Source organism: Phytohabitans sp. LZ39 (assembly GCF_059359075.1).
This window is the reverse complement of the sequence record NZ_JCADBM010000002.1, coordinates 484,947-504,481: the sequence shown is the minus strand read 5'-3', so window position 1 is coordinate 504,481 and position 19,535 is coordinate 484,947. Positions and strand designations below refer to the sequence as shown.

General features: G+C 69.9%; 20 protein-coding genes and 1 tRNA gene. 14 read left to right on the top strand and 7 right to left on the bottom strand.

Annotated elements, in window-relative coordinates:
• Window positions 1–112: 112 nt before the first annotated feature.
• A complete protein-coding gene (locus tag AC5L36_RS05980) occupies window positions 113–544 on the top strand; it encodes a DUF4304 domain-containing protein (RefSeq protein WP_441214331.1) in 432 nt (143 codons plus the stop codon).
• 50 nt (window positions 545–594) lie between these two features.
• On the opposite strand, the gene AC5L36_RS05975 is transcribed toward AC5L36_RS05980, so the two are convergent.
• From AC5L36_RS05975 to AC5L36_RS05965, 3 genes are all read right to left on the bottom strand, one after another.
• Window positions 595–671: transfer RNA gene (locus AC5L36_RS05975), tRNA-Met, on the bottom strand.
• A gap of 82 nt (window positions 672–753) precedes the next feature.
• Window positions 754–3,765, bottom strand: a complete 3,012-nt coding sequence (locus AC5L36_RS05970; RefSeq protein ID WP_441214330.1) for a UPF0182 family membrane protein — start codon at window positions 3,763–3,765, stop codon at window positions 754–756.
• A gap of 84 nt (window positions 3,766–3,849) precedes the next feature.
• Complete coding sequence (locus AC5L36_RS05965) at window positions 3,850–4,866, bottom strand: YlbL family protein (RefSeq protein ID WP_441214329.1); 1,017 nt, start codon at window positions 4,864–4,866, stop codon at window positions 3,850–3,852.
• 85 nt (window positions 4,867–4,951) lie between these two features.
• Here AC5L36_RS05965 and AC5L36_RS05960 point away from each other — a divergent pair, with 85 nt between their 5' ends.
• A complete protein-coding gene (locus tag AC5L36_RS05960; protein WP_441214328.1) occupies window positions 4,952–6,163 on the top strand; it encodes a zinc-dependent metalloprotease in 1,212 nt (403 codons plus the stop codon).
• 14 nt (window positions 6,164–6,177) lie between these two features.
• On the opposite strand, the gene AC5L36_RS05955 is transcribed toward AC5L36_RS05960, so the two are convergent.
• A complete protein-coding gene (locus AC5L36_RS05955; RefSeq protein ID WP_441214327.1) occupies window positions 6,178–6,774 on the bottom strand; it encodes a hypothetical protein in 597 nt (198 codons plus the stop codon).
• A gap of 29 nt (window positions 6,775–6,803) precedes the next feature.
• Between AC5L36_RS05955 and AC5L36_RS05950 the strand changes: the two genes are divergently transcribed.
• The 9 genes from AC5L36_RS05950 to AC5L36_RS05910 all read left to right on the top strand — a co-directional run bounded on the left by AC5L36_RS05950 (window position 6,804) and on the right by AC5L36_RS05910 (window position 13,143).
• Entirely contained in the window at window positions 6,804–7,223 is a 420-nt protein-coding gene (locus AC5L36_RS05950; RefSeq protein WP_441214326.1) for an HIT family protein, read from the top strand.
• Between the two features lie 48 nt (window positions 7,224–7,271).
• The gene (msrA, locus tag AC5L36_RS05945; protein ID WP_441214325.1) at window positions 7,272–7,934 is read left to right on the top strand and encodes a peptide-methionine (S)-S-oxide reductase MsrA; all 663 of its coding nucleotides are present in this window, start codon (window positions 7,272–7,274) and stop codon (window positions 7,932–7,934) included.
• A gap of 160 nt (window positions 7,935–8,094) precedes the next feature.
• A complete protein-coding gene (locus AC5L36_RS05940; protein WP_441214324.1) occupies window positions 8,095–8,304 on the top strand; it encodes a hypothetical protein in 210 nt (69 codons plus the stop codon).
• Window positions 8,301–8,816, top strand: coding sequence for a DUF6879 family protein (locus AC5L36_RS05935; protein WP_441214323.1), 516 nt, complete (start codon window positions 8,301–8,303; stop codon window positions 8,814–8,816). Before AC5L36_RS05940 ends, AC5L36_RS05935 begins: the two co-directional genes overlap by 4 nt.
• 23 nt (window positions 8,817–8,839) lie before the next feature.
• Window positions 8,840–9,691, top strand: coding sequence for a helix-turn-helix domain-containing protein (locus tag AC5L36_RS05930; RefSeq protein ID WP_441214322.1), 852 nt, complete (start codon window positions 8,840–8,842; stop codon window positions 9,689–9,691).
• A gap of 109 nt (window positions 9,692–9,800) precedes the next feature.
• A complete protein-coding gene (locus tag AC5L36_RS05925) occupies window positions 9,801–10,745 on the top strand; it encodes a helix-turn-helix domain-containing protein (protein ID WP_441214321.1) in 945 nt (314 codons plus the stop codon).
• A complete protein-coding gene (locus tag AC5L36_RS05920; RefSeq protein ID WP_441214320.1) occupies window positions 10,742–10,969 on the top strand; it encodes a hypothetical protein in 228 nt (75 codons plus the stop codon). Before AC5L36_RS05925 ends, AC5L36_RS05920 begins: the two co-directional genes overlap by 4 nt.
• 759 nt (window positions 10,970–11,728) lie before the next feature.
• Window positions 11,729–12,679: a ribonuclease Z gene (locus AC5L36_RS05915; RefSeq protein WP_441214319.1), complete on the top strand. Its 951-nt coding sequence runs from the start codon at window positions 11,729–11,731 to the stop codon at window positions 12,677–12,679.
• On the top strand, window positions 12,640–13,143 hold the full coding sequence (locus AC5L36_RS05910; RefSeq protein ID WP_441214318.1) for a GNAT family N-acetyltransferase: 504 nt from the start codon (window positions 12,640–12,642) through the stop codon (window positions 13,141–13,143). Before AC5L36_RS05915 ends, AC5L36_RS05910 begins: the two co-directional genes overlap by 40 nt.
• A 134-nt stretch (window positions 13,144–13,277) precedes the next feature.
• Here the strand turns inward: AC5L36_RS05910 and AC5L36_RS05905 are convergent, their stop codons facing one another.
• On the bottom strand, window positions 13,278–13,895 hold the full coding sequence (locus AC5L36_RS05905) for a gamma carbonic anhydrase family protein (protein ID WP_441214317.1): 618 nt from the start codon (window positions 13,893–13,895) through the stop codon (window positions 13,278–13,280).
• A 711-nt stretch (window positions 13,896–14,606) separates the two neighbouring features.
• Here AC5L36_RS05905 and AC5L36_RS05900 point away from each other — a divergent pair.
• On the top strand, window positions 14,607–15,551 hold the full coding sequence (locus AC5L36_RS05900; RefSeq protein WP_441214316.1) for a S1C family serine protease: 945 nt from the start codon (window positions 14,607–14,609) through the stop codon (window positions 15,549–15,551).
• 239 nt (window positions 15,552–15,790) lie between these two features.
• Here the strand turns inward: AC5L36_RS05900 and AC5L36_RS05895 are convergent, their stop codons facing one another.
• Complete coding sequence (locus AC5L36_RS05895; RefSeq protein ID WP_441214315.1) at window positions 15,791–17,161, bottom strand: cystathionine beta-synthase; 1,371 nt, start codon at window positions 17,159–17,161, stop codon at window positions 15,791–15,793.
• 4 nt (window positions 17,162–17,165) lie between these two features.
• Window positions 17,166–17,519, bottom strand: a complete 354-nt coding sequence (locus AC5L36_RS05890; protein WP_441214314.1) for a YkvA family protein — start codon at window positions 17,517–17,519, stop codon at window positions 17,166–17,168.
• A 112-nt stretch (window positions 17,520–17,631) separates the two neighbouring features.
• On the opposite strand from AC5L36_RS05890, the gene AC5L36_RS05885 reads away from it, so the two are divergent.
• Both AC5L36_RS05885 and AC5L36_RS05880 read left to right on the top strand, forming a co-directional pair.
• Window positions 17,632–18,669 carry an SGNH/GDSL hydrolase family protein gene (locus AC5L36_RS05885; protein WP_441214313.1) on the top strand — a complete coding sequence of 346 codons (1,038 nt, stop codon included), beginning with the start codon at window positions 17,632–17,634 and terminating at the stop codon, window positions 18,667–18,669.
• A gap of 51 nt (window positions 18,670–18,720) precedes the next feature.
• The gene (locus AC5L36_RS05880; protein ID WP_441214312.1) at window positions 18,721–19,509 is read left to right on the top strand and encodes an SGNH/GDSL hydrolase family protein; all 789 of its coding nucleotides are present in this window, start codon (window positions 18,721–18,723) and stop codon (window positions 19,507–19,509) included.
• Window positions 19,510–19,535 lie beyond the last annotated feature (26 nt).

The following is a 19,535-nucleotide window of genomic DNA, read 5'->3' as shown; positions in this document are numbered from 1 at the left end:
CCTACGACGAGCACGGACACCCTCAGATCGACAACGAACCAAACGGAGTTTCGAACGGCCCCCCGGCCGCCGTGAAGGCAGGGACTCGCCGGCGTGGGCCAGAATCGGGTTTGTGAGCAGCGTTCAGGACGTCTATCGGGCGATGCTGCGTGACCGGGTGGCGCCTGGGCTGCGCGCCTTGGGCTTCAAAGGATCCGGCGCCAGATACCGCCTCGACGACGAGGAATGCCTGGCCCAGCTCGGGTTTCAGTCGTCGGCCTACAACACCAGCGCGAGCCTGAGCTTCACGCTCAACCTCTCCGTGGTCAGCCGGCTGGTGTGGGAGTCGGCCCGCCGCGAGCAGCCGTACCTGCCCACGTCCCCCTCGCCGAACGTCTTCTACGGGACCTACGTGTGGCAGCGGCGCATCGGGCAGCTGATGCCGACCCAGTCGGACCTGTGGTGGGACCTGGAGCACGATGCCGACCCGGCGGCGGTGGCCGACGCGGTGGTCACCGCGGTCCACGATTACGGCCTACCCGCGATGCGCGAACAGCTCCGGTGATACCAAATGCGAAACGCCCTCCCAGAGGATCTCTGGAAGGGCGTTTCTGATGGTAGCGGGGACAGGATTTGAACCTGCGACCTCTGGGTTATGAGCCCAGCGAGCTACCGAGCTGCTCCACCCCGCGTCGGCTCGTTAACACTAGCGCACCCGTCGCCGTACCTGCAAAACGGGCCGCCGTGTCGTGGCGCACGCGGGATAGGCGCAGCTCAGCCGCCGCCTGGGGTGGGTGAGGGTGATGCGGGCGGCGGGGTGGCCGTCGCGGTTGGGGCGGGTGTGGAGCCGCCGTTGCCGCGGTTGGCGGCGTCCAGGGCGGACTGGAACTCGGCCATCGCGTCGTCGAGTGCCTTGAGCGCCCTGCCCTCGCGTTCCCAGTCGCCGGCGGCCCTCGCCGCCTTGACCTCGGCCCAGGCGGAATCGATCTTGTCAGCGGCCGCGCGTAGCTCGGGCGTCAGCTGCTGGTTTCCGCCCGTGGTGGGTGGCGGTGGATTCTCGTTTTCGTTTCCGCCCTGTTGCGGGGCTCCTCGCTTGCCTTGCTCCACAAGCTCCTTGATGCCCTCTTGCAGGTTGTTGGCGAGTACGACGTACGAGCCGCCGTCGCCGTAGGACATCAGGATCTTTTGCAGCACCGGATACGCGTTTTCCTGGTTGCTCTTCACGTACACCGGTTCGACGTAGAGCATGCCGCCGCCGAACGGCAGGGACAGCAGATTGCCGTACAGGACCTGTGCCTGGTTGGACGAGAGCAGGTTGAGGTCCTGTCTGATCTGGGCGTTGGTGTTGGTCATCCGTTGATGGACCTGCACCGGGCCCTGCACCGCCGTCTGGTCGGGCAGTTCCCACACTTGCAGCTGCGGCTTGCCGTCCACATAGGAGCCGGAGATGAGCGCGGCGAGGTTTTGCCGGCCCAGTGGTGTGACCGCGGAGGTTATCTGGAAGCGCGGCGCGTCCTGCTCGGGGAACTGGGTGAGCAGGTAGTACGGCGGCTGCTTGACGCCCGTGTCGGGGGCGTCCGGCGCGTTCGGCACCTCCCAGAAGTCCGAGCCGTTGAAGAACTCGCCCGGGTCGGTCACGTGGTAGCGGGCCAGCAGGTTGCGCTGCACCTTGAAGAGGTCGGCCGGGTAGCGGAAGTGGGCGGCCAGGTCTGGCGGGATCTGCGACTTGGGTGTCACGAGGTCGCCGCCGAAGGCCTTGTTCCAGGCCTTGAGCACGGGGTCGGTGTCGTCGAACTCGTACAGCCGCACCGTGCCGTCGTACGCGTCCACTGTGGCCTTGACCGAGTTGCGGATGTAGTTGACGTTTTCGCGGGCGAGCTGGAAGGTGCCCACGTTGGTCAGCTCGTCGGTGGTCTCGGACTGGAGGTTGACCCGCTGGGAGTACGGGTAGGTGCCGGCGGTCGTGTAGCCGTCGAGGACCCACTGGATGCGGCCTCCGACCACCGCCGGGTAGGGGTCGCCGTCCATCGTGAGGAACGGTGCCACCTTCTCCACCCGGTCGCGCGGGTTGCGCACGTACAGCAGCTTGGAGTTGTCGTTGACGGCGTCGGAGAGCAGGAAGTTGGACTCGCGCTCCTTGATGCCGTAGAGCAGCCGCCGCATGAACGAGCCGATCTCGACGCCGCCCTCGCCGGTGTACGTGTAGTTGATGCCCTGGTCGCCGCTGGCGCCGGTGGGCCGGTCGTACTCGACGTTGCGCTCGGGGTCGGTCTGCCCCACGATCGCGTAGTCGGCGCCCTGCTGGCCGCCGCCGACCCGCTCGCCGTAGTAGATGCGCGGCTGCTCGACGTCGATCTGCTCGGTCTTCGACGCGCACGCCTCGCCGCTCTGGTCGTCGCCGAGGAAGCCGGAGACGAAGTACGGCTGGCCGCCGCAGACCACCTGGTTGGCCGGCGCGCCGACCAGCCCGTACCCGTGCGTGTAGACGGTGTGGCGGTTGAGCCAGTTGCCCTGCTGGGCGGTGAGGCGGCTGTAGTTGATCTCGCGGACGCCGACAACGTAGTCCTGGGTCTTGCCGTTGAGCGTGTACCTGTCGATGTCGAGCTTTTGCCCGAAGTCGTAGAAGCCGCGGACCTGCTGGAGCTGCGTGTACGACTGGGAGACGAGCTCGGGGTCGAGCAGGCGGATGTTGGGCACGACCGAGGTGTCGGTGGCGAGCGTGGCGGGTGGCGTGAGGTTGGTGGCGGTGTACGCCTTCATATCCGTCTGTGCCAGCCCGAACGCGTCTCGTGTCGCGTTGATACTCCGCTCGATGTAGTCGCGTTCCTTGTCGCGCACGCTGGGGTTGACCTCGAAGGTCTGCACCGCCCAGGGGTAGATGCCGCCGATCGCCACCGCCGAGATGGCGAGCAGGGCGAGGGAGACGCCGGGCCACACGAGGTTGCGCATGACCGCGTTGGAGAACACGATGATCGCGATCGCGACCACCACCGAGATGTACGCCAGGATCTCCTTGGCCGGCAGCAGCGCGTTGATGTCGGCGTAGCCGGCGCCGTAGAGGTTGGGCGGATCCTGCTCCAGCAGCAGCGCGCGGCGGTCGAGCACGTACGCGATGGCCTTGAGGAGCACGAACGCCGCCACGAGCGACGTCAGGTGGGCGCGCGCCGCGGCCGTCATGCGGTCGCCGATGCCCTGGAGCCGCACACCGCCGAAGATGTAGTGGACGGCGAGCGCGCCGAGCACCGAGAGCACCACCGCGGTGAAGCCGACACCGAGCAGGTAGCGCCAGAACGGGTACTCGAAGACGTAGAAGCTCACGTCGATCTTGAACTCGGGGTCGGACGCGCCGAACGGCACCGAGTTGCGGAAGAGTAGCCAGTCGCGCCAGCGGCTCTGCCCGGAGAGCCCGGCGAAGAGGCCGATGATCACGGACAGCACCGCGATCCAGGTGCCGATGCGCGGGCTGAGCACCATCCGGTATCGCTCGAGCGTCGCCTGCTCGGCCGAATGCGGGCGCAGCAGCGGCCGCAGGCGGTAGGCGAGGTACAGGTTGCCGCCGACGACCACCGCCATGGCCAGGCCTATGGCGAAGAAGAGCAGGATCCGCGTGGTGAGCACACCCGTGTAGACCTGCGTGTAGTCGACTTCGTCAAACCAAAGCCAGTCGGTCCAGACCTCGACGGCCCAGCCCATCAAGGTGAAAAGCAGGAACACCCCGATGAGTACCCCGACAGTGACGCGGCCCCGCCGGCTCATTCTCGGCAGAGGACTGCTACGCATGACCACGGTATGCTCCGCACGCTTGATGTCTGATCCGCTCCGATCAGGCACCTACAGTACGGGGTGTTCCTGAAAGTCATTTCCCCTGGTTCAGCAGAGCGGTGGCTGACCGCCGCTACGCACGGTCTCCAGGGCCGTGAGCGCCTCGTCGAGCGTGCCCACCTTGATCAGCGGAAGGCCTGGGCGCGCGTTCGCCTTGGCTTCCGTGCAGTTGTCGGCGGGGGTCAGGAAGTACACGGCGCCGGCGTCCTTCGCGCCCACGAGCTTTTGCGCGATGCCGCCGATCGGACCGACGAAGCCCTCGTCGTCGATCGTGCCGGTGCCTGCGATGATCTTGCCGCCGGTCAGGTCGTCAGGATCGATCTTGTCGATTATGCCCAGCGCGAACATCAGGCCCGCGCTCGGCCCGCCGATCTCCGCCAGGTCGATCTTCAGCTCGAACGGGTGCGGCTGCTTCGGCTCGATCTCCACCCCGATGCGCGGCGGCTCTCCCTCGGCCGCCCGCGTCGTGATCTTGTTGGTCGCGGACTTGCCGCCCCGCGTGTACTCGATGGTCAGCGCCGTCCCGGCCGGCTTGGACCGGACCAGCTCGGTGAGCTTGGGCGCGCTCGTCACCGCCTGGCCATCGACCTTGGTGATCACATCGCCCGTCTTGAGGATGCCCTCGGAAGGACCGCCCGCCGTGACGTTCTTGACCGTCACCTGTACCGGATAGCCCAGCTTGCGCAGCGCCGCGGTCTCCGCGCTGCTCTGCGACGCCTTGAAGTCTTCGGCGTTGCGCTCCTCGACCTGCTGCTCGGTCTGGTTGGGCGGATAGATCAGCTCGCGCGGGACGACCGCCTCCTCGTCGCTGAACCACCCCGCGATGGCGGCGAGCAGCTTGACGTCCGGCTGCACGCCCACGGTGGTCAGCCGGAGCTGGCCCGACGAGGTGGAGGTCTGGGTGCCGTTGACCTGGATGACCTCTTTGCCGTCCTCTTTGCCCAGCGTGTCGACGGTGGGGCCGGGCCCCAGCACCACGTACGGGATCGGGGCGGCCAGCACGCCCACACTCAGCAACGCGGTGATCAGCGCGCCGAGGAGAACCGTGACACCGCGACGTCTCATGCGCGAAGCGTACCTACCCCGGTTTCACCCTGAGCTGACAGCGCGGGCAGGGTTTTGACACAGGGCCGGGCGTACCGTTGGTGACGTGCCTGATATCCCGTTCGGCTTCGCTCTCCCGGGCGCACAGCCACCCGACCCCAACGATCCGCAGCAGATGCAGCAGTTCATGGCTCAGCTACAGCAGCTGCTCGCGTCGCCCGGCAGCGGCCCGGTCAACTGGGACCTCGCCCGCCAGGTCGCGGTGAGCCAGCTGGGCTCGGCTGACCCCGCGGTCAACATCTACGAGCGCAACGAGGTCGACGAGGCTCTGCGCCTGGCCGACCTGTGGCTTGAGCCCGCGGCCGCGCTCCCCTCGGGCATCCGCACCTCGGTCGCCTGGACCCGCAACGAGTGGATCTACAACACGCTCGACGTGTGGCGCAAGCTCTGCGACCCTGTCGCCGGCCGCATGGTGGCCGCGATGGGCGACCTTGTGCCGCCGGAGGCGCGCGCCCAGCTCGGTCCGATGCAGTCGATGGTCACCACGCTCGGTGGCGCGCTCTTCGGGGGCCAGCTGGGGCAGGCGCTCGGCTCACTCGCCGCCGAGGTGCTCTCCGCCGGCGACATCGGCCTCCCCCTGGCACCGGCCGGCACCGCCGCGCTCGTCCCGGCCAACATCAAGGTGTACGGAGAGGGCCTCGAGCTGCCACTCGACGAGGTCCGGCTGTACGTGGCGCTGCGCGAGGCGGCCCACCAGCGCCTCTTCCAGCACGTGCCGTGGCTGCGCGGGCACGTGCTCACCGCCGTCGAGACCTACGCGGCGGGCATCACGGTCAACCGCGAGGCCATCGAAGAGGCCATGGGCCGCATCGACCCCAGCAACCCCGAGTCGATGCAGGCGATCGCGCTCGAGGGCATCTTCACTCCGGAGGACAGCCCCGCGCAGAAGGCCGCGCTGGCCCGGCTGGAGACCGCGCTCGCGCTGGTCGAGGGCTGGGTGTGCCACGTCGTCGACCAGGCGGCCGGCGACCGCCTGCCCAACGTCGCCCGCCTCGGCGAGGCGTTCCGGCGCCGGCGCGCGGCCGGTGGCCCGGCGGAGCAGACGTTCGCCGCGCTGGTCGGCCTGGAGCTGCGGCCGCGGCGGCTGCGTGAGGCCGCCGCGCTGTGGGCGGCGCTCACCGAGCACCGGGGCACCGCGGGCCGCGACGCGCTGTGGGGCCACCCGGACCTGCTGCCGTCGGAGGAAGACTTCGCGGATCCGCAGACGTTCGCCCGTTCCCAGCTGGATCTGGGCGACCTGGGCGATCTTGGCCTGTAGGGACTTGTAGGCGGCTACGCGGATAGGAGGGCTCGGGTCGTTTCCCAGCCCTCCACCGCGGGGTCGAGCGTCGCCAGGTCGGCGGGGCCGCGCAGGCGCCGCCACCCCGGGCTCGACCCCACGTCCGGCAGCTGGGGCGCCGCCGAGCGCAGCTCCGGGATCGAGCCGCCATCCAGGTCGAACGCGGGCAGCCAGTCCGGCGCCGGCAGCCGCGACGCCACGCCAAGCAGCCCCGGCCCAGGGTCGGCGGGTGCCACCGCGAGCGGCCGGGTGGTGAGCGGGCGCAGCAGCTTGCCCACGAGCAGCCCGGGCAGGTCGGGCGCGTCGGCCACCACGGCAGCCGCCTGGTCGTAGCCATCCTTGGCCGCGGCCGCGAAGACCGCGCCGGCGGTGAGGTCGGGCACCTCGTACACCGGCATGGAAGGCCAGGCCACCGACTCGGCGAGCGCCCGGTCGGCGCCCAGCGCGGCGATGGCCGGCTCCACCTCGTTGAGCGTGGCCAGCAGATCGACGACATCTTCGGCCAGCGCCGCGCGCCACGTCGCCAGGTCGACGCCGGGCGGGCTCCACGCCACCGGCCCCAGCACCGCGATCACCACTCGCCTCGTCACGGAGACCAGGCTAGCCCTACTCTCCGGGGGTGGCTGACTGTCTGTTCTGTGGCATCGTTTCCGGCTCGGTGCCCGGTTTCGTGGTGGCGGACGAGCCGGCGGGGTTCGCGTTCCTCGACACCCGGCCGGTCTTCAAGGGGCACACGCTCGTGGTGCCCCGCGAGCACGCGGTGGTGCTCGCCGACCTCCCCACCGACCAGCTCGCCCCCTACTTCGGCCTGGTCCAGCGCCTGTCCGTGGCCGTCGAGGAGGGTTTGGGCGCCGGCGGCACCTTCGTGGCGATGAACAACAAGGTGTCCCAATCGGTCGCCCATCTGCACACCCATGTGGTACCCCGTACCAAAGGCGACGGCCTTCGCGGTTTCTTCTGGCCGCGCACGCGGTATGCCTCCGATGACGAAGCCCGCGAGTACGCCGGGAAGATCTCCGCCGCCCTTCGGCCCGGGTAAGGGTGGGCCGCCTCCCGGTGTTGCAGTGGGCGGAGAAAGGAGCGTGCAGTGTTTCTGCGGCGCATGAAGCTTGAAATCCCCACCCCCGACCAGGCCCTGCCCGGTCGACCGATCCAGATGCCGGTGGCCGACCGCCACACGGTGCTCGACACCCCGCTGCGCGGCCCCTGGCCGGCCGGTGCCGAGGTCGCGGTCTTCGGGATGGGCTGTTTCTGGGGCGCCGAGCGTCTGTTCTGGCGCCTGCCGGGTGTGATCTCCACCTCGGTCGGCTACGCGGGCGGGTCCACCCCCAACCCGACGTACGAGGAGGTCTGCTCCGGCCAGACCGGACACGCCGAGGTGGTCCAGGTCGTGTACGACCCCAAGAAGATCGGGTACGAGCAGCTGCTCAAGGTCTTCTGGGAAAACCACGACCCGACCCAGGGCATGCGGCAGGGCAACGACGTGGGCACCCAGTACCGCTCGACCATCTACACGACGACGGACGAGCAGCGCGTGGTGGCCGAGGCGTCGAGGGAGGCCTTCGCGCCAGTGGTCGCGCGCAGCGGCCTGGGCGAGATCACGACCGAGATCGCGCCGCTGGGCGACTACTTCTACGCCGAGGACTACCACCAGCAGTATCTTTCAAGTGACAAAAACCCGAATGGGTACTGCAACCACGGCCCTAACGGCATGACCTGCCCCATCGGTGTCGGCAAGGTCGAGTCCTAATCATTGGCGGTGCTTGGGAGTAGCACCGCCAACCATTTGCTGAACGCTACTGCGGCATTGTCGGCCAGCGGGCCGCGCAAACTGGCGCACACTCCTTGAGGCGCTTGTCCAGCGGCCCGCAAACTCGGATACGTCGTTTCCGAGTGGAAGGAAGGTCGTCATGGCGCTGCGATTCCTCGGCAAGGACCCTGGCTCTCCCAGTGGTGGATCACCCACGCTGTACTACGACGACAGCGACGACACCTACGTGGTGCAGGGCTGGAAGGTCACCGATCCGGCAGTGCTCGCCCAGATGGACATCCCCGACCACGAGACGGTGGTCCGGATCCCGCGGCGCATGGCGCAGTTCCTGCCGGAGGTCAACGGGTGACCGGCCTCGACGTCACGATCGGCGAGCTGTTCACGGCCTGCGAGCGCAGCGCCGTGCACCTGGAGATGCGGGACGCGTACTCGACCGAGGACCCGGTGTTTCAGGACTGGCGCGCCGGCATCTCTGTCGATCCCGCTTCGCGTTGGCGCGAGTGGTTCGATCTCGTATCCAGCACGACGGCGCGCGGCGTCCAGATCATGCGCGCGCGCATCATCTCCGAGCCGATCAGCGCCTACATCCGGTACGAGTACGAGATCACAGACGGGCTCAACATCACGGCCGGCGAGCAGGTCCGTTGGTTGCCTCGTCGCGGAGCGTCGGATCTCGCGCTACCCGGCAATGACTTCTGGGTGTTCGATCACCGGCTCGTCGCACTCAACCACTTCGGCGGTGAGGGTGAGTGGCTGGATATCGAGCTGTCCACCGATCCCGCGATGGTCAAGCTCTGCGTGGCCGCGTTCGAGGCGGTCTGGGAGCGGGCTACACCGCACGCCGACTACCACCCGGCGTGAGACCCGACGGCCATACTCGACACGTGGCGTCCCCCTCGTCCAGCGCCCAGCAGGCGCTAGAGGCACTGGGCGCCCAGCTCCGCGAGATCCGCACCGACGCGGGTCTCACGGGGCGCGACCTCGGCCGCCGGGCGGGATGGCACTCATCGAAGGTCAGCCGGATCGAGCACGCGCGCCAGGCTCCCTCGGCTGATGACATCACCGCCTGGTGCAAGCACTGCGAGGTGCCCCAGCGGGCCGCTGATCTCGTCGCCTCCCTACGAGCGGCTGAGGGCATGTTCGTTGAGTGGCAGCGGATGGAGCGGACCGGCCTGCGGTTCGTTCAGGAGTCCGTCATCCCTCTATGGGAACGCACGCGACGGTTCCGCATCTACTCGTGCTCGATGATCCCGGGTCCGCTCCAGACTGCCGCTTACATCCACGCCTTGCTCGACGCGCTCCGGATCCGCCGTGACCTCCCGGACGATGTGGAGGCCGCGGTGAAGGTCCGAGTGGCAAAACAACACGTCATCCACGAGGGCGACCATCGGTTCGCCGTGCTCCTGGAGGAAGGCACCCTGCGCTACCGCATCGGCGACATCGAGACCATGGCGGGGCAGCTCGGCCATCTGCTCACCGTCGCCGCACTGCCCTCGGTGAGCCTCGGCATCATCCCGGTCGACGCGAACCGATCCGGGCTGTGGCCGGTGGAGAGCTTCTTCCTCTACGACGACGAGCAGGTCAACGTGGAGCTGATATCCGGCCATCTCACGGTCACACAGCCGCGCGAGATTGCGATGTACGCCGACGCGTTCACCCAGCTCGCCGAACTCGCGGTTTACGGGGCGGCTGCCCGCTCTCTGATCGGCGCCGCGATCACCGCGCTCGACAATTGATCGAACGCAAACTCGCGCACATCCGTTGAGCTGTTCTTGGCGCCAAACCTAGCGTCCTGTTGTCCCGACCGCACCAGGCGGGAATCCCCCAACAGCAGGAGGTACGGCCATGCCTACCAAGCGGGAGCATTTCCAATACTCCCTCCGCGCCCAGTCTCTCGGCGAAAAGATGCGCAATCTGCGTGACGAGCGCGGGCTGACGTTGAAGTACATCGCCGAGTACCTCGGCGTCGAGTTCTCCACGCTGGCCCGATACGAGCGCGCCGAGTGGCCATTCCGGCGAGACCACGTGATGGCACTCCTCGACGTCTACGGCATATATGACGAGCGTCAGCGGGCGGAACTCCTCGACCTGGCCGCGAACGCCTGGCGCATCAACCAGTGGGAGCCCGGCTACGGCGGCAACAGCCGCAGCGGCGCTAGCGACGACCTGACGATCATCGACCACTGGTGGATTCAGTCGCGTGCCGAGGAGTTGTGCGTGTACGCGAGCAGCCTCATCCCGGAGCTGTTGCAGACCCGCGACTACGCGGAGGCGGTCATCCAGCGCCGTGAGCCGAACGCCGCGCGTCTGGACAGGCTCGTACGTAAGCAGGTGGTGCGGCAGGAGGTGCTGGACGAGCGGCCTCCGAAGCGCCTGACTGTGATCATCGAGGAGTCGGTGCTCACTCGCCCGGTCGGTGGGCGGGCAGTGCTGGAGCAGCAGTTGGAGCATCTGCTCCGGGTGGTCGAGCGACCGCACGTCAAGGTCCGCGTTCTGCCGACGAGGATTGGCCTCCACGATGGGAAGGATGGTCCGTTCATACTCTGCCTGATGCGGCCGCCGTATCCGCCGGTCGCGCTGGTGGAGCACCTGGGCGGCCGGCTCGTCCTGGAGGACGTGGCCGCCGACTGGTACTTGAAGGCGTTCGAGAAGCTCACTGAGCAGGCGGCGAGCGATGCCGACTCGGCCAACCTCATTATCGAGACCCTCGCCAGCATCTCGCACCACAAGCCGGCCAAGCTCAACCGGTCGGCGCCTGAGCACGACGAGTCCGCGGCGGTGGCGGCGTGACGATCCCCTTCGACTCCGACGCGTCGCGGGCGGTGGTAACGATGGCTGCCCAGCGGATCGCCTCCTTCGCCGACCGGCAGGGCATCCAGATCGAGCCGGCACAGTGCGAGGAACTGGCTGAGAGTCTGGTGCACGTCTACGTGGCGTTTTTCGCCGGCCTTCAGCACGCGGCACAGCACAATGACACCGCATCCAACCCGCGCCCCCCTGTAGGTCCTAGTTAGACGAGATTCTGCCGCCACTGCGATGTCGGCCTTTGTCGAGTTCTTGCAGGCGGCGGCAGCCTCTCAACCTCACTCAGACCGTTTGTGTTGGACCACCACTTCCTTCATGCACCTGCTGGAGACCCACGACTGCCACCTGGCAGGGCGCGTTTGGGTCAAGGAATCCAATCGAGGCATCTTGTCGCCTCGACCTTGGTTTTTCCCATGGCATGCGCCGCCTACTGCCCACCGCGTACTGGCTACGTCCATTCATCCTCGCAGTACTTCGATGTACGCAGTTCCTTCGGATACCGGCTCAGCCGACTTCAGTACCGCTAAAGGGATGAAGCCGGCCGCTGGCGTGGCGGGCTGGTGGTCAGTGACCGGATCGCCCATCGCCCCGGTTCGCACTTGTTCGGCGCCTGACGCGCCGGCCGCCGAACCGGAGCCCTCACCCGTCCCCTCCTCTCGCCACACCCCGGCTACCAGGCCGGCCGCTGGTGTGGCGAAATAGGCGTTGCCGACCAGCGGGCGGGGTGGATAGCGTTGCGGTACACGGGAAGGGAGGTGGTCCGGCTTTGTGTAGCAGTAGGACTCGTGAGGTGGCTGTCCGCTAGCCGCTGTCCTTGACGCAGCACGTCGTCGAGACCGTGTGACAGCGGTGCGGCGAAACCAAGTCAGTCACCCGACCCCCGGGGTGCCGGCCCAGTCCAGCCGGCCCGTGCGCGACCGCGTTCGGAAGCCCCGGGGGTCGCTGCATATCCGGGCTGAGGAGGACCAGTGCGGGAGCTTGTCGTCCTCGGCACCGCGAGCCAGGTGCCCACCCGCCACCGCAACCACAACGGGTACCTCCTCCGCTGGGACAGCGAAGGCATCCTCTTCGACCCGGGCGAGGGCACCCAGCGCCAGATGCTGCGCGCCGGCGTCGCGGCGTCGGATGTCACGCGGATCTGTGTCACGCACTTCCACGGTGACCACAGCCTGGGCCTGCCTGGAGTGATCCAGCGCATCTCGCTCGACCGGGTGCCGCATCCGGTCGTGGCGCATTTTCCGGCCGGCGGCGCGCACTTCTTCGCCCGCCTGCGGCACGCGACGAGCTTCTACGACCACGCCGACATCCGCGAGGTGCCAGTCACCGGCGACGGGCCGATCGGTGGGCAGCTCGAGGCCCGCCGCCTGTACCACTCCGTCGAGACCTACGGGTACCGGCTCACCGAGCCGGACGGTCGCCGCATGCTGCCCGAGCGCCTCGCCGCGCACGGCATCGGAGGGCCGCGGGTCGGCGAGCTCATCGAGCGCGGGCACCTCGACGTCGACGGGCATCGCGTGGGCCTCGACGAGGTGAGCGCGCCGCGGCCGGGGCAGAAGTTCGCGTTCGTGATGGACACCGGGCTGTGCGACAACGTGTTCGCGCTGGCCGAGGGCGTCGACATGCTGGTGATCGAGGCGACCTTCCTGAGCGAGGACGCCACGATGGCCGCGCAGGTCGGGCACCTCACCGCGGCCCAGGCCGCGCGCGTCGCCAAGGAGTCCGGGGTACGGCGGCTCGTGCTCACCCACTTCTCGCAGCGGTACGACGATCCGGCGCGGTTCGTCGCGGAGGCGCGGGAGCACTACGACGGCGACCTCGTGGTGGCGGAAGATCTCATGAGGGTGCCGGTGCCACAGCGACGCCAGATAGCCTCGGCGGAATGGCGTTCACGATCCGATCCGCGGGTGAGCGGGACCTGACCGCCGTCGCGCATCTGCACGTGCGGTCGCGCGCGGCTGCGTACGCCGGCTTCGTCCCGGCCGCCGCGCTCGAGGCCGTACCGGCGGCCAGCATGGTCGACTACTGGACCGAGCGCTGGCGGTACGAGCGCGACACCCACCAGATGACCGTGGCGACCGAGGGTGGCGACGTCGTCGGCTTCACCTACCTGGGGCCGGACGAGCAGCCGGACACCGGCATCCTGCACGCGATCCACGTGGCACCGGACGCGCAGGGGCGGGGCCTGGGCGGCGCCCTGATGGCCGACGCGCTGGACAAGCTGGCCGCGTGCGGCTGGCACCATGCCGTGCTGTGGGTGCTGGCGGACAACACGCACGCGCGGGGCTTCTACGAGCGCGGCGGCTGGACACCCGACGGCAGCCAGCGCGACGACTACATCGGCCCCGCGCGGGTCCAGCAGGTGCGGTACGCGAAAGCCCTTTGAACCAGACTTCCCGGGTCCGCGTCAGCGGCGGGCCGCCGCTCCCGCCGGAGACCGCGGCGGCCGGCGGCTCGCGGGGCGAGCCGAAATCCCCGGCCACCGCTGCCATGTCCGCGACGCAAGACCCACCGCCTGATTTAGAGCATCTCGTCGTCCGCGTGCGCCGCGAACTCGGCCACCCGCACCTCGGCGATCCGCTCGTACCGCGCGATCCGGTCCGTCCACTCCGCCTGCACCCCGAAGGCCGCGGCCGCGAAGTTGACGTCCCGCACGGCGGCGGTGAGCTCCTCGGGGCGCTCCGAGCTGATCACCCGCACCGGATCGCCCACCGCCACCGACATCGGCGGCACGAAGTACTCGGCCGGCAGCACCGTACGCGCGTGTACCAGCGCGCCGACCGCCACCACCGCGCCGGGCTCCAGCCGCGCGCCCTGGAGGACGGTGATGCCGGTGGCGAGGTAGGCGCAGCGGTCGACCTGGCAGCCCAGCAGTGTCGCGTGTGGTGAGACGAACACGTGGTCGCCGAGGATCACCGGGTAGGCCGGGTCGGCGACGGCGGTGGCGCGGAGCACCGCGTTTTCGGCGATCACGCATGCCTCGCCGATCTCGATGTACGCGCCCTCGGCGTCGAGTGTCGCGCCGTACATGACGCGTGCCCGCGGCCCGACGCGGACGTCTCCCACGAGGGTCGCGTTTGGTGCGACGTAGGCGGTGGGATCGACGGTGGGCTGATTGCCGCGATGTCTGATCAGCATCCACACACAATGCCCAAAAATCGGCTGGGCGAGGGTACGCGACCGGATGTATGCGGGGGAACCGGTGATCACGTACCCTCGCCCGCCGTACCCAACCCAAACCGGGGGAAACGCCTGGCCGGAGGCGCCGGACCGACGGAGGCTTGCCGGTCTCCAAGCTTGGGTGGGTCTTTGCGGGGCGCCGGTGTGCTGGCGGGGCACCTCGGCGTCAACCGCGGGTTATGCGGTCATTGGTGTTGTCGGGTCAGTCGAAGGAGCCGCGGTTCGTCGGGCCCCACCGGCCCGGTCCGCCCAGGTCGTCGCGCCAACTCGGCAGCGCTCGGAGCCCGTTCAGGTCGTGCCGTGCCGTCCACGACTCGCGCCAGGGCCGGCGGGATGCCGCCTCGGCGCGTTGCGCGAGTCGCCTGGGCGGACACGGCCACTGCGAGCCGCACCAGACACACTTGCTGTCATGGTCGGGTTGTGCGTGCCGGCCGAGCATGGTCTGTGCGTCCCGCCAGAGCAGGCGATCCACCACGTCGGTCGGCTCCGTGTGGTCAATGCTGACCATCCGTCCGTCCCCCCTCTCGGGAGCCACGCTTAGTCAACGGGGTCGACAAGGGGTGTGATCGGACAGCTTGTGCGACGCGGCCAGAATGCCACTTTCGGGGCGTTCGCTCAGAGCGGATACCGCCCGGGATTGACCGGCACACGGCGGGCGTTGGGTGCGACATGAGCACCGAACGCGAAGTCGAACGAGCGGCGCTCGACGCATACTCGCAGGTCGTCACGGGTGTGGCCGAGCGAGTGTTGCCGAGCGTGGCCGCCCTGGCGGTACGCACCCCACGCGGTGGTGGCGCCGGATCGGCGGTCACCTTCACCGACGACGGATTCCTTCTCACCAGCGCACACGTGGTCGCCGGCGCGACCGGCGGCACCGCGACCTTCGGCGACGGCCTGGAGACGCGGTTCGACGTGGTGGGCGCCGACCCCCTGTCCGACCTGGCCGTCCTCCGGGCGCACGCGCCCGGCGCGCCCCCGGCCGAGCTGGGCGACGCCGACCGCCTCCGGATCGGCCAGCTCGTCGTAGCGGTGGGTAACCCCATGGGCCTTGCCGGCTCGGTCACCGCCGGCGTGGTGTCCGGCCTCGGCCGTTCGATACCGGCCCGCGACGGCCGCAACATGCGCCTGATCGACGACGTGATCCAGACCGACGCCGCCCTCAACCCGGGCAACTCCGGCGGCGCGCTGGCCGACTCGGCCGGCCGGGTGGTGGGCGTCAACACGGCGGTGGCCGGATTCGGCCTGGGCCTGGCCGTGCCGATCAACTCCACCACCCGCCAGATCATCGGCGAGCTCGTCTCCAACCGGCGGGTCCGCCGGGCCTGGCTGGGCGTGGCCGGCGCGCCGGTGCCGCTCCCACCCGCCCTCGCCGAGCGCCTCGGCCAGAAGGTCGGCCTGCGCGTGGTCGAGGTCGTGCCCGGCAGCCCCGCCGGCGTGGCGGGCATCTACCTCGGCGACGTGATCCTGTCGGCCGGCGGGCGCCCGGTCTCCAACGTCCAGGCCCTCCAGCGCCTCATGCTCGGCCCGGCGATCGGCACCCGCCTGCCGGTCACCGTCCTCCGCAAGGGCGCGCTTGTCGACGTCGTCACCGTCCCGGCAGAGCTGGGGCGCTAGAGATTTGAGCTGCCGCGACGTCCGTCGTGGTCGCTCTCCGTCGCTCCCGCGGCCTCACCCATCCGCTGCCGGTCGCGGTCACCCCTCAACCCCTCCGATGCCGCCTTAGCGGTCCTCGGGTTGGTCGTGTCACGCGGAGGGTGAGGCCGCGGGAGCAGCGGTCCGGACCACCGCGGACGTCGCGGTAGCCCAAATCTTTCGCTTTTGGATTGGAACGCCGCGGGCCGGAAGCGACGTGACTAGCGCGCCCCGAGGTGGGCGAGCAGGTCCTGGCGGGTGAGCACCCCTTGGGGCTTGCCGTCGACCAGCACGAGCGCGGCGTCCGACTTTTCCAGTAGGCGCACCGCCTCGTTCACCGGCTGGCCGCCGCCGACCATCGGCAGTGCCGGACCCATGTGCCGCTCGATGGTGTCGTGCAGGTGGGCCTGGCCGGTGAAGAGCGCGTCGAGCAGGTCCTTTTCCGCGATCGAGCCGGCCACCTCGCCGGTGACGACCGGGGGCTCGGCCTTGAGCACGGGAAGTTGGGAGACGCCGTACTCGCGCATGTAGTCGATCGCGTCGCGGACCGTCTCGGTCGGGTGTACGTGGACCAGCGACGGCATCCCGCCGGGCTTGGCGGAGAGCGCGTCCAGCACCGTCGGCTCGGCGCTGCCGGTGTCGAGGAAGCCGTAGCGGGCCATCCACTCGTCGTTGAAGATCTTGGAGAGGTAGCCGCGGCCGCCGTCCGGCAGCAGCACGACCACCACGTCGCCGGGCTTGGCGCGGCTGGCGACCTCGAGTGCCGCCTGGGCCGCCATCCCGCACGAGCCGCCGACCAGCAGGCCCTCCTCGCGGGCGAGTCGCCGGGTGAGGTCGAACGACACCTTGTCGGACACCTTGACGATCTCGTCGCAGATCTCGCGGTCGTAGGTCTCCGGCCAGAAGTCTTCGCCGACGCCCTCCACGAGGTATGGCCGGCCGGTGCCGCCGGAGTAGACCGAGCCCTCCGGGTCGGCGCCGATGACGCGGACCGCGCCGCCGGAGACCTCCTTGAGGTAGCGGCCCGCGCCCGAGATCGTGCCGCCGGTGCCGACGCCCGCCACGAAGTGCGTGATCCGTCCCCCGGTCTGCTCCCACAGCTCGGGGCCGGTGGTCTCGTAGTGCGAGCGGGGGTTGGCCGGGTTGGCGTACTGGTTGGGCTTCCACGCGCCGGGGATCTCGCGGGCCAGCCGGTCGGAGACGTTGTAGTACGAGCGGGGATCCTCGGGAGCGACCGCGGTGGGGCAGACCACCACCTCCGCGCCGTACGCCCGGAGCACGTCCTGCTTGTCCTGGCTCACCTTGTCAGGACAGACGAACACGCAGCGGTATCCACGCAGCTGCGCGACGAGTGCGAGGCCGACGCCGGTGTTACCGCTGGTCGGCTCGACGATCGTGCCGCCCTCTTTGAGTAGGCCGGCGGCCTCCGCATCCTCCACCATCTTGAGCGCGATGCGGTCCTTGACCGAGCCGCCCGGATTCACATACTCGATCTTGGCAAGCACCATGGCCTCGATGCCGGCGGCGACGTTTCGCAGCCTGACCAGCGGGGTGTTGCCGATCAACTCGACGACGTTGTCGTAGTAGCGCACCTGGTCAGACTACGTGCCCGTGGATGACGCTCCGTCGCGCGGCGTCCCACTCGATGAACCGCTCGGTCTCCGCCAGGATCGCGCCCGCCAGCCAGGCGATCACCACGGCGTCGTCGATGAGGCCGACCAGGAGCAGGAACGCCTCGGGCACGAGGTCGATCGGCGACGCCACGTACGCCGTCGCGGCCACCATCATCGCCAGTCGCACGCCGCCGTCGTAGCGGCCCGTGATCGTGGCCCACACCATGCGCGGGAGGGCGGCAAGGCGCGCGCCCACCGAGGGGCCGCCCCGCGCCCTCGCCGTCAGCGCCCGGCCCAGCGCGGTGAACGCCGCCGTGCGATTCAAGGTCCTACCCATTCGCTCATAGTGCCCCGCCGCGACAAACCCCAAGCGTGGCCGCAAGCCCCGGCCGTGCGGCGCTGTCGCGATAACCTCGTAAACCTCAGTGGGTATTCGGCGGGGGGCGCTGATGAACACGTGGAAGGTTGCCAAGGCTGCGGCGGTCGGTGCGGGCCTGGCCGGTGCCACGGTGGTGGTGAGTGCCGGTGTGATCGTCGGGCAGGCCAAGGCGGCCCGGAGGGTGATTCCGCAGGCCGAGGCGCCGCCACCGCGCGGTGACGGTGTCTACGGCCCCCGGCTGCCCGGCAAGCCGATCACGATGGTGGTGCTCGGCGACTCCTCCGCCGCCGGCTACGGGGTGCACCGCCCGCGCGAGACTCCTGGCGCGATGCTCGCCACCGGCGTATCCCGGCGGCTGCGCCGGCCGGTGCGCCTGCATCGCTACGCCGTGGTGGGTGCGATGTCGGCGGGGCTCGGCCGGCAGGTCGAGGCCGCGCTGGAGGTCGAGCCCGACGTCGCGATCATCCTGGTGGGCGGCAATGACGTCACCCACCGCGCCACCACCAGCACCGCCGTCCGCCACCTCGTCAACGCGGTCCGCGACCTGCGCGCGGCGGGCGCCGAGGTGGTCGTCGGCACCTGCCCCGACCTGGGCACGATCCGGCCGATCAAGCCGCCGCTGCGGTGGCTGACCCGCTACTGGAGCCGCCAGCTCGCGGCCGCGCAGACGGTGGCGGTGGTCGAGGCGGGCGGCTGGACTGTCTCGCTCGGCGACCTGCTCGGCCCCCGCTTCTCGGCCGAGCCGACCAGGTTCTTCTCGTGGGACCACTTCCACCCGTCCGCGGACGGCTACGCGGTGGCGGCCGCCGCCCTGCTGCCCACGGTGCTGGCGGCGCTGGGCGCGGCCGAGGAGCGGCGCGTGGGGCTGGCGGCCGACGAGAGCGTGCGCTCGCTGCCGCGGGCCGCGCAGGAGGCCGCCCGCCAGCCCGGCACCGAGGTCAGCGGGGCACAGGTGGCCGGCCGCGACCGCGGTCCCGAGGGCCGCTGGGCTCAGCTGCGGCGGCGCTCGGCGTGGTTCGGCCACCCGCGCACCGACGAGCCCGAGACCCCGGTCGATGCCGCCGTACCCTTGGAAAGGTCCGTCCCGAGCGGCACCGAGCGAGACTGAGCGGCGGGCCAGCGGGTAGGACAGATCCGAGCGATACGAGAGGACGACGGCATGCCCATGGCGCGACGGCTCGGCCGCGCGACGGTGATCACGATGATCGCCGGGACGGTCGGTGGCGCCGCGCTGCTGGCCGGCGAGGCAGTCATCGCCCGCAACCGGCGATACGCGCAGCCGGAGATGGGGCTGGCGCTGCGCACCACGATGGGCCCGCAGAGCGCCCCGGCGCTGCGGCTTGTGCTGATGGGCGACTCGTCCTCACTCGGCGTCGGCGTCGAGCAGCTCGCCGACACGGTCGGCGGTCAGCTCGCCACGCTGCTCGCCGACGGCTCGCCCAGCCTGCCGGCCCGTCATGTGCAGCTGTCGAGCGTGGGCGTGTCCGGCTCGCGTTCCACGGATCTGGCCACCCAGGTGGCGCGGGCGCTGCTCGGCGGCCGTCCCGACGTGGCCGTGATCCTGATCGGTGCCAACGACGCGACCTCGCTGCGCCGCCCCACCGAGTCCGCGGCCTACCTCGGCGCGGCCGTGCGGCGGCTCCGCGACGCGGGCGTCGAGGTGGTCGTCGGCACCTGTCCCGACCTCGGCGCCGTCCGCGCGATCGCCCCGCCCCTGCGCCAGGTCACCGGCTGGCTGGGGCGCCGGATGGCGCGGGCACAGGCCAGGGCCGTGCGCGCGGCCGGCGGCACCGTGGTCGACCTGGCGGGCGAGACCGGCGCGGTGTTCCGGGCCGACGCGGGCACGCTCTGCTACGACGGCTTCCACCCCTCCGCCGACGGCTACCGGGTTTGGGCACACGCGCTGCTGCCAGCGGTGATCCGCGCGGCGGTCCCCACTTCCCGCTGAAGTTACCGGCAAGTAGGGTGGTGGGT

What these genes read in the sequence shown, in the direction of transcription:
- AC5L36_RS05890 (WP_441214314.1), bottom strand. Translation starts at nt 17,519, where the DNA reads ATGGGTAGGACCTTGAATCGCACGGCGGCGTTCACCGCGCTGGGCCGG.
- AC5L36_RS05940 (WP_441214324.1), top strand. Translation starts at nt 8,095, where the DNA reads ATGGCGCTGCGATTCCTCGGCAAGGACCCTGGCTCTCCCAGTGGTGGA.
- AC5L36_RS05900 (WP_441214316.1), top strand. Translation starts at nt 14,607, where the DNA reads ATGAGCACCGAACGCGAAGTCGAACGAGCGGCGCTCGACGCATACTCG.
- AC5L36_RS05965 (WP_441214329.1), bottom strand. Translation starts at nt 4,866, where the DNA reads ATGAGACGTCGCGGTGTCACGGTTCTCCTCGGCGCGCTGATCACCGCG.
- AC5L36_RS05905 (WP_441214317.1), bottom strand. Translation starts at nt 13,895, where the DNA reads ATGCTGATCAGACATCGCGGCAATCAGCCCACCGTCGATCCCACCGCC.
- AC5L36_RS05885 (WP_441214313.1), top strand. Translation starts at nt 17,632, where the DNA reads ATGAACACGTGGAAGGTTGCCAAGGCTGCGGCGGTCGGTGCGGGCCTG.
- AC5L36_RS05925 (WP_441214321.1), top strand. Translation starts at nt 9,801, where the DNA reads ATGCCTACCAAGCGGGAGCATTTCCAATACTCCCTCCGCGCCCAGTCT.
- AC5L36_RS05910 (WP_441214318.1), top strand. Translation starts at nt 12,640, where the DNA reads ATGGCGTTCACGATCCGATCCGCGGGTGAGCGGGACCTGACCGCCGTC.
- AC5L36_RS05880 (WP_441214312.1), top strand. Translation starts at nt 18,721, where the DNA reads ATGCCCATGGCGCGACGGCTCGGCCGCGCGACGGTGATCACGATGATC.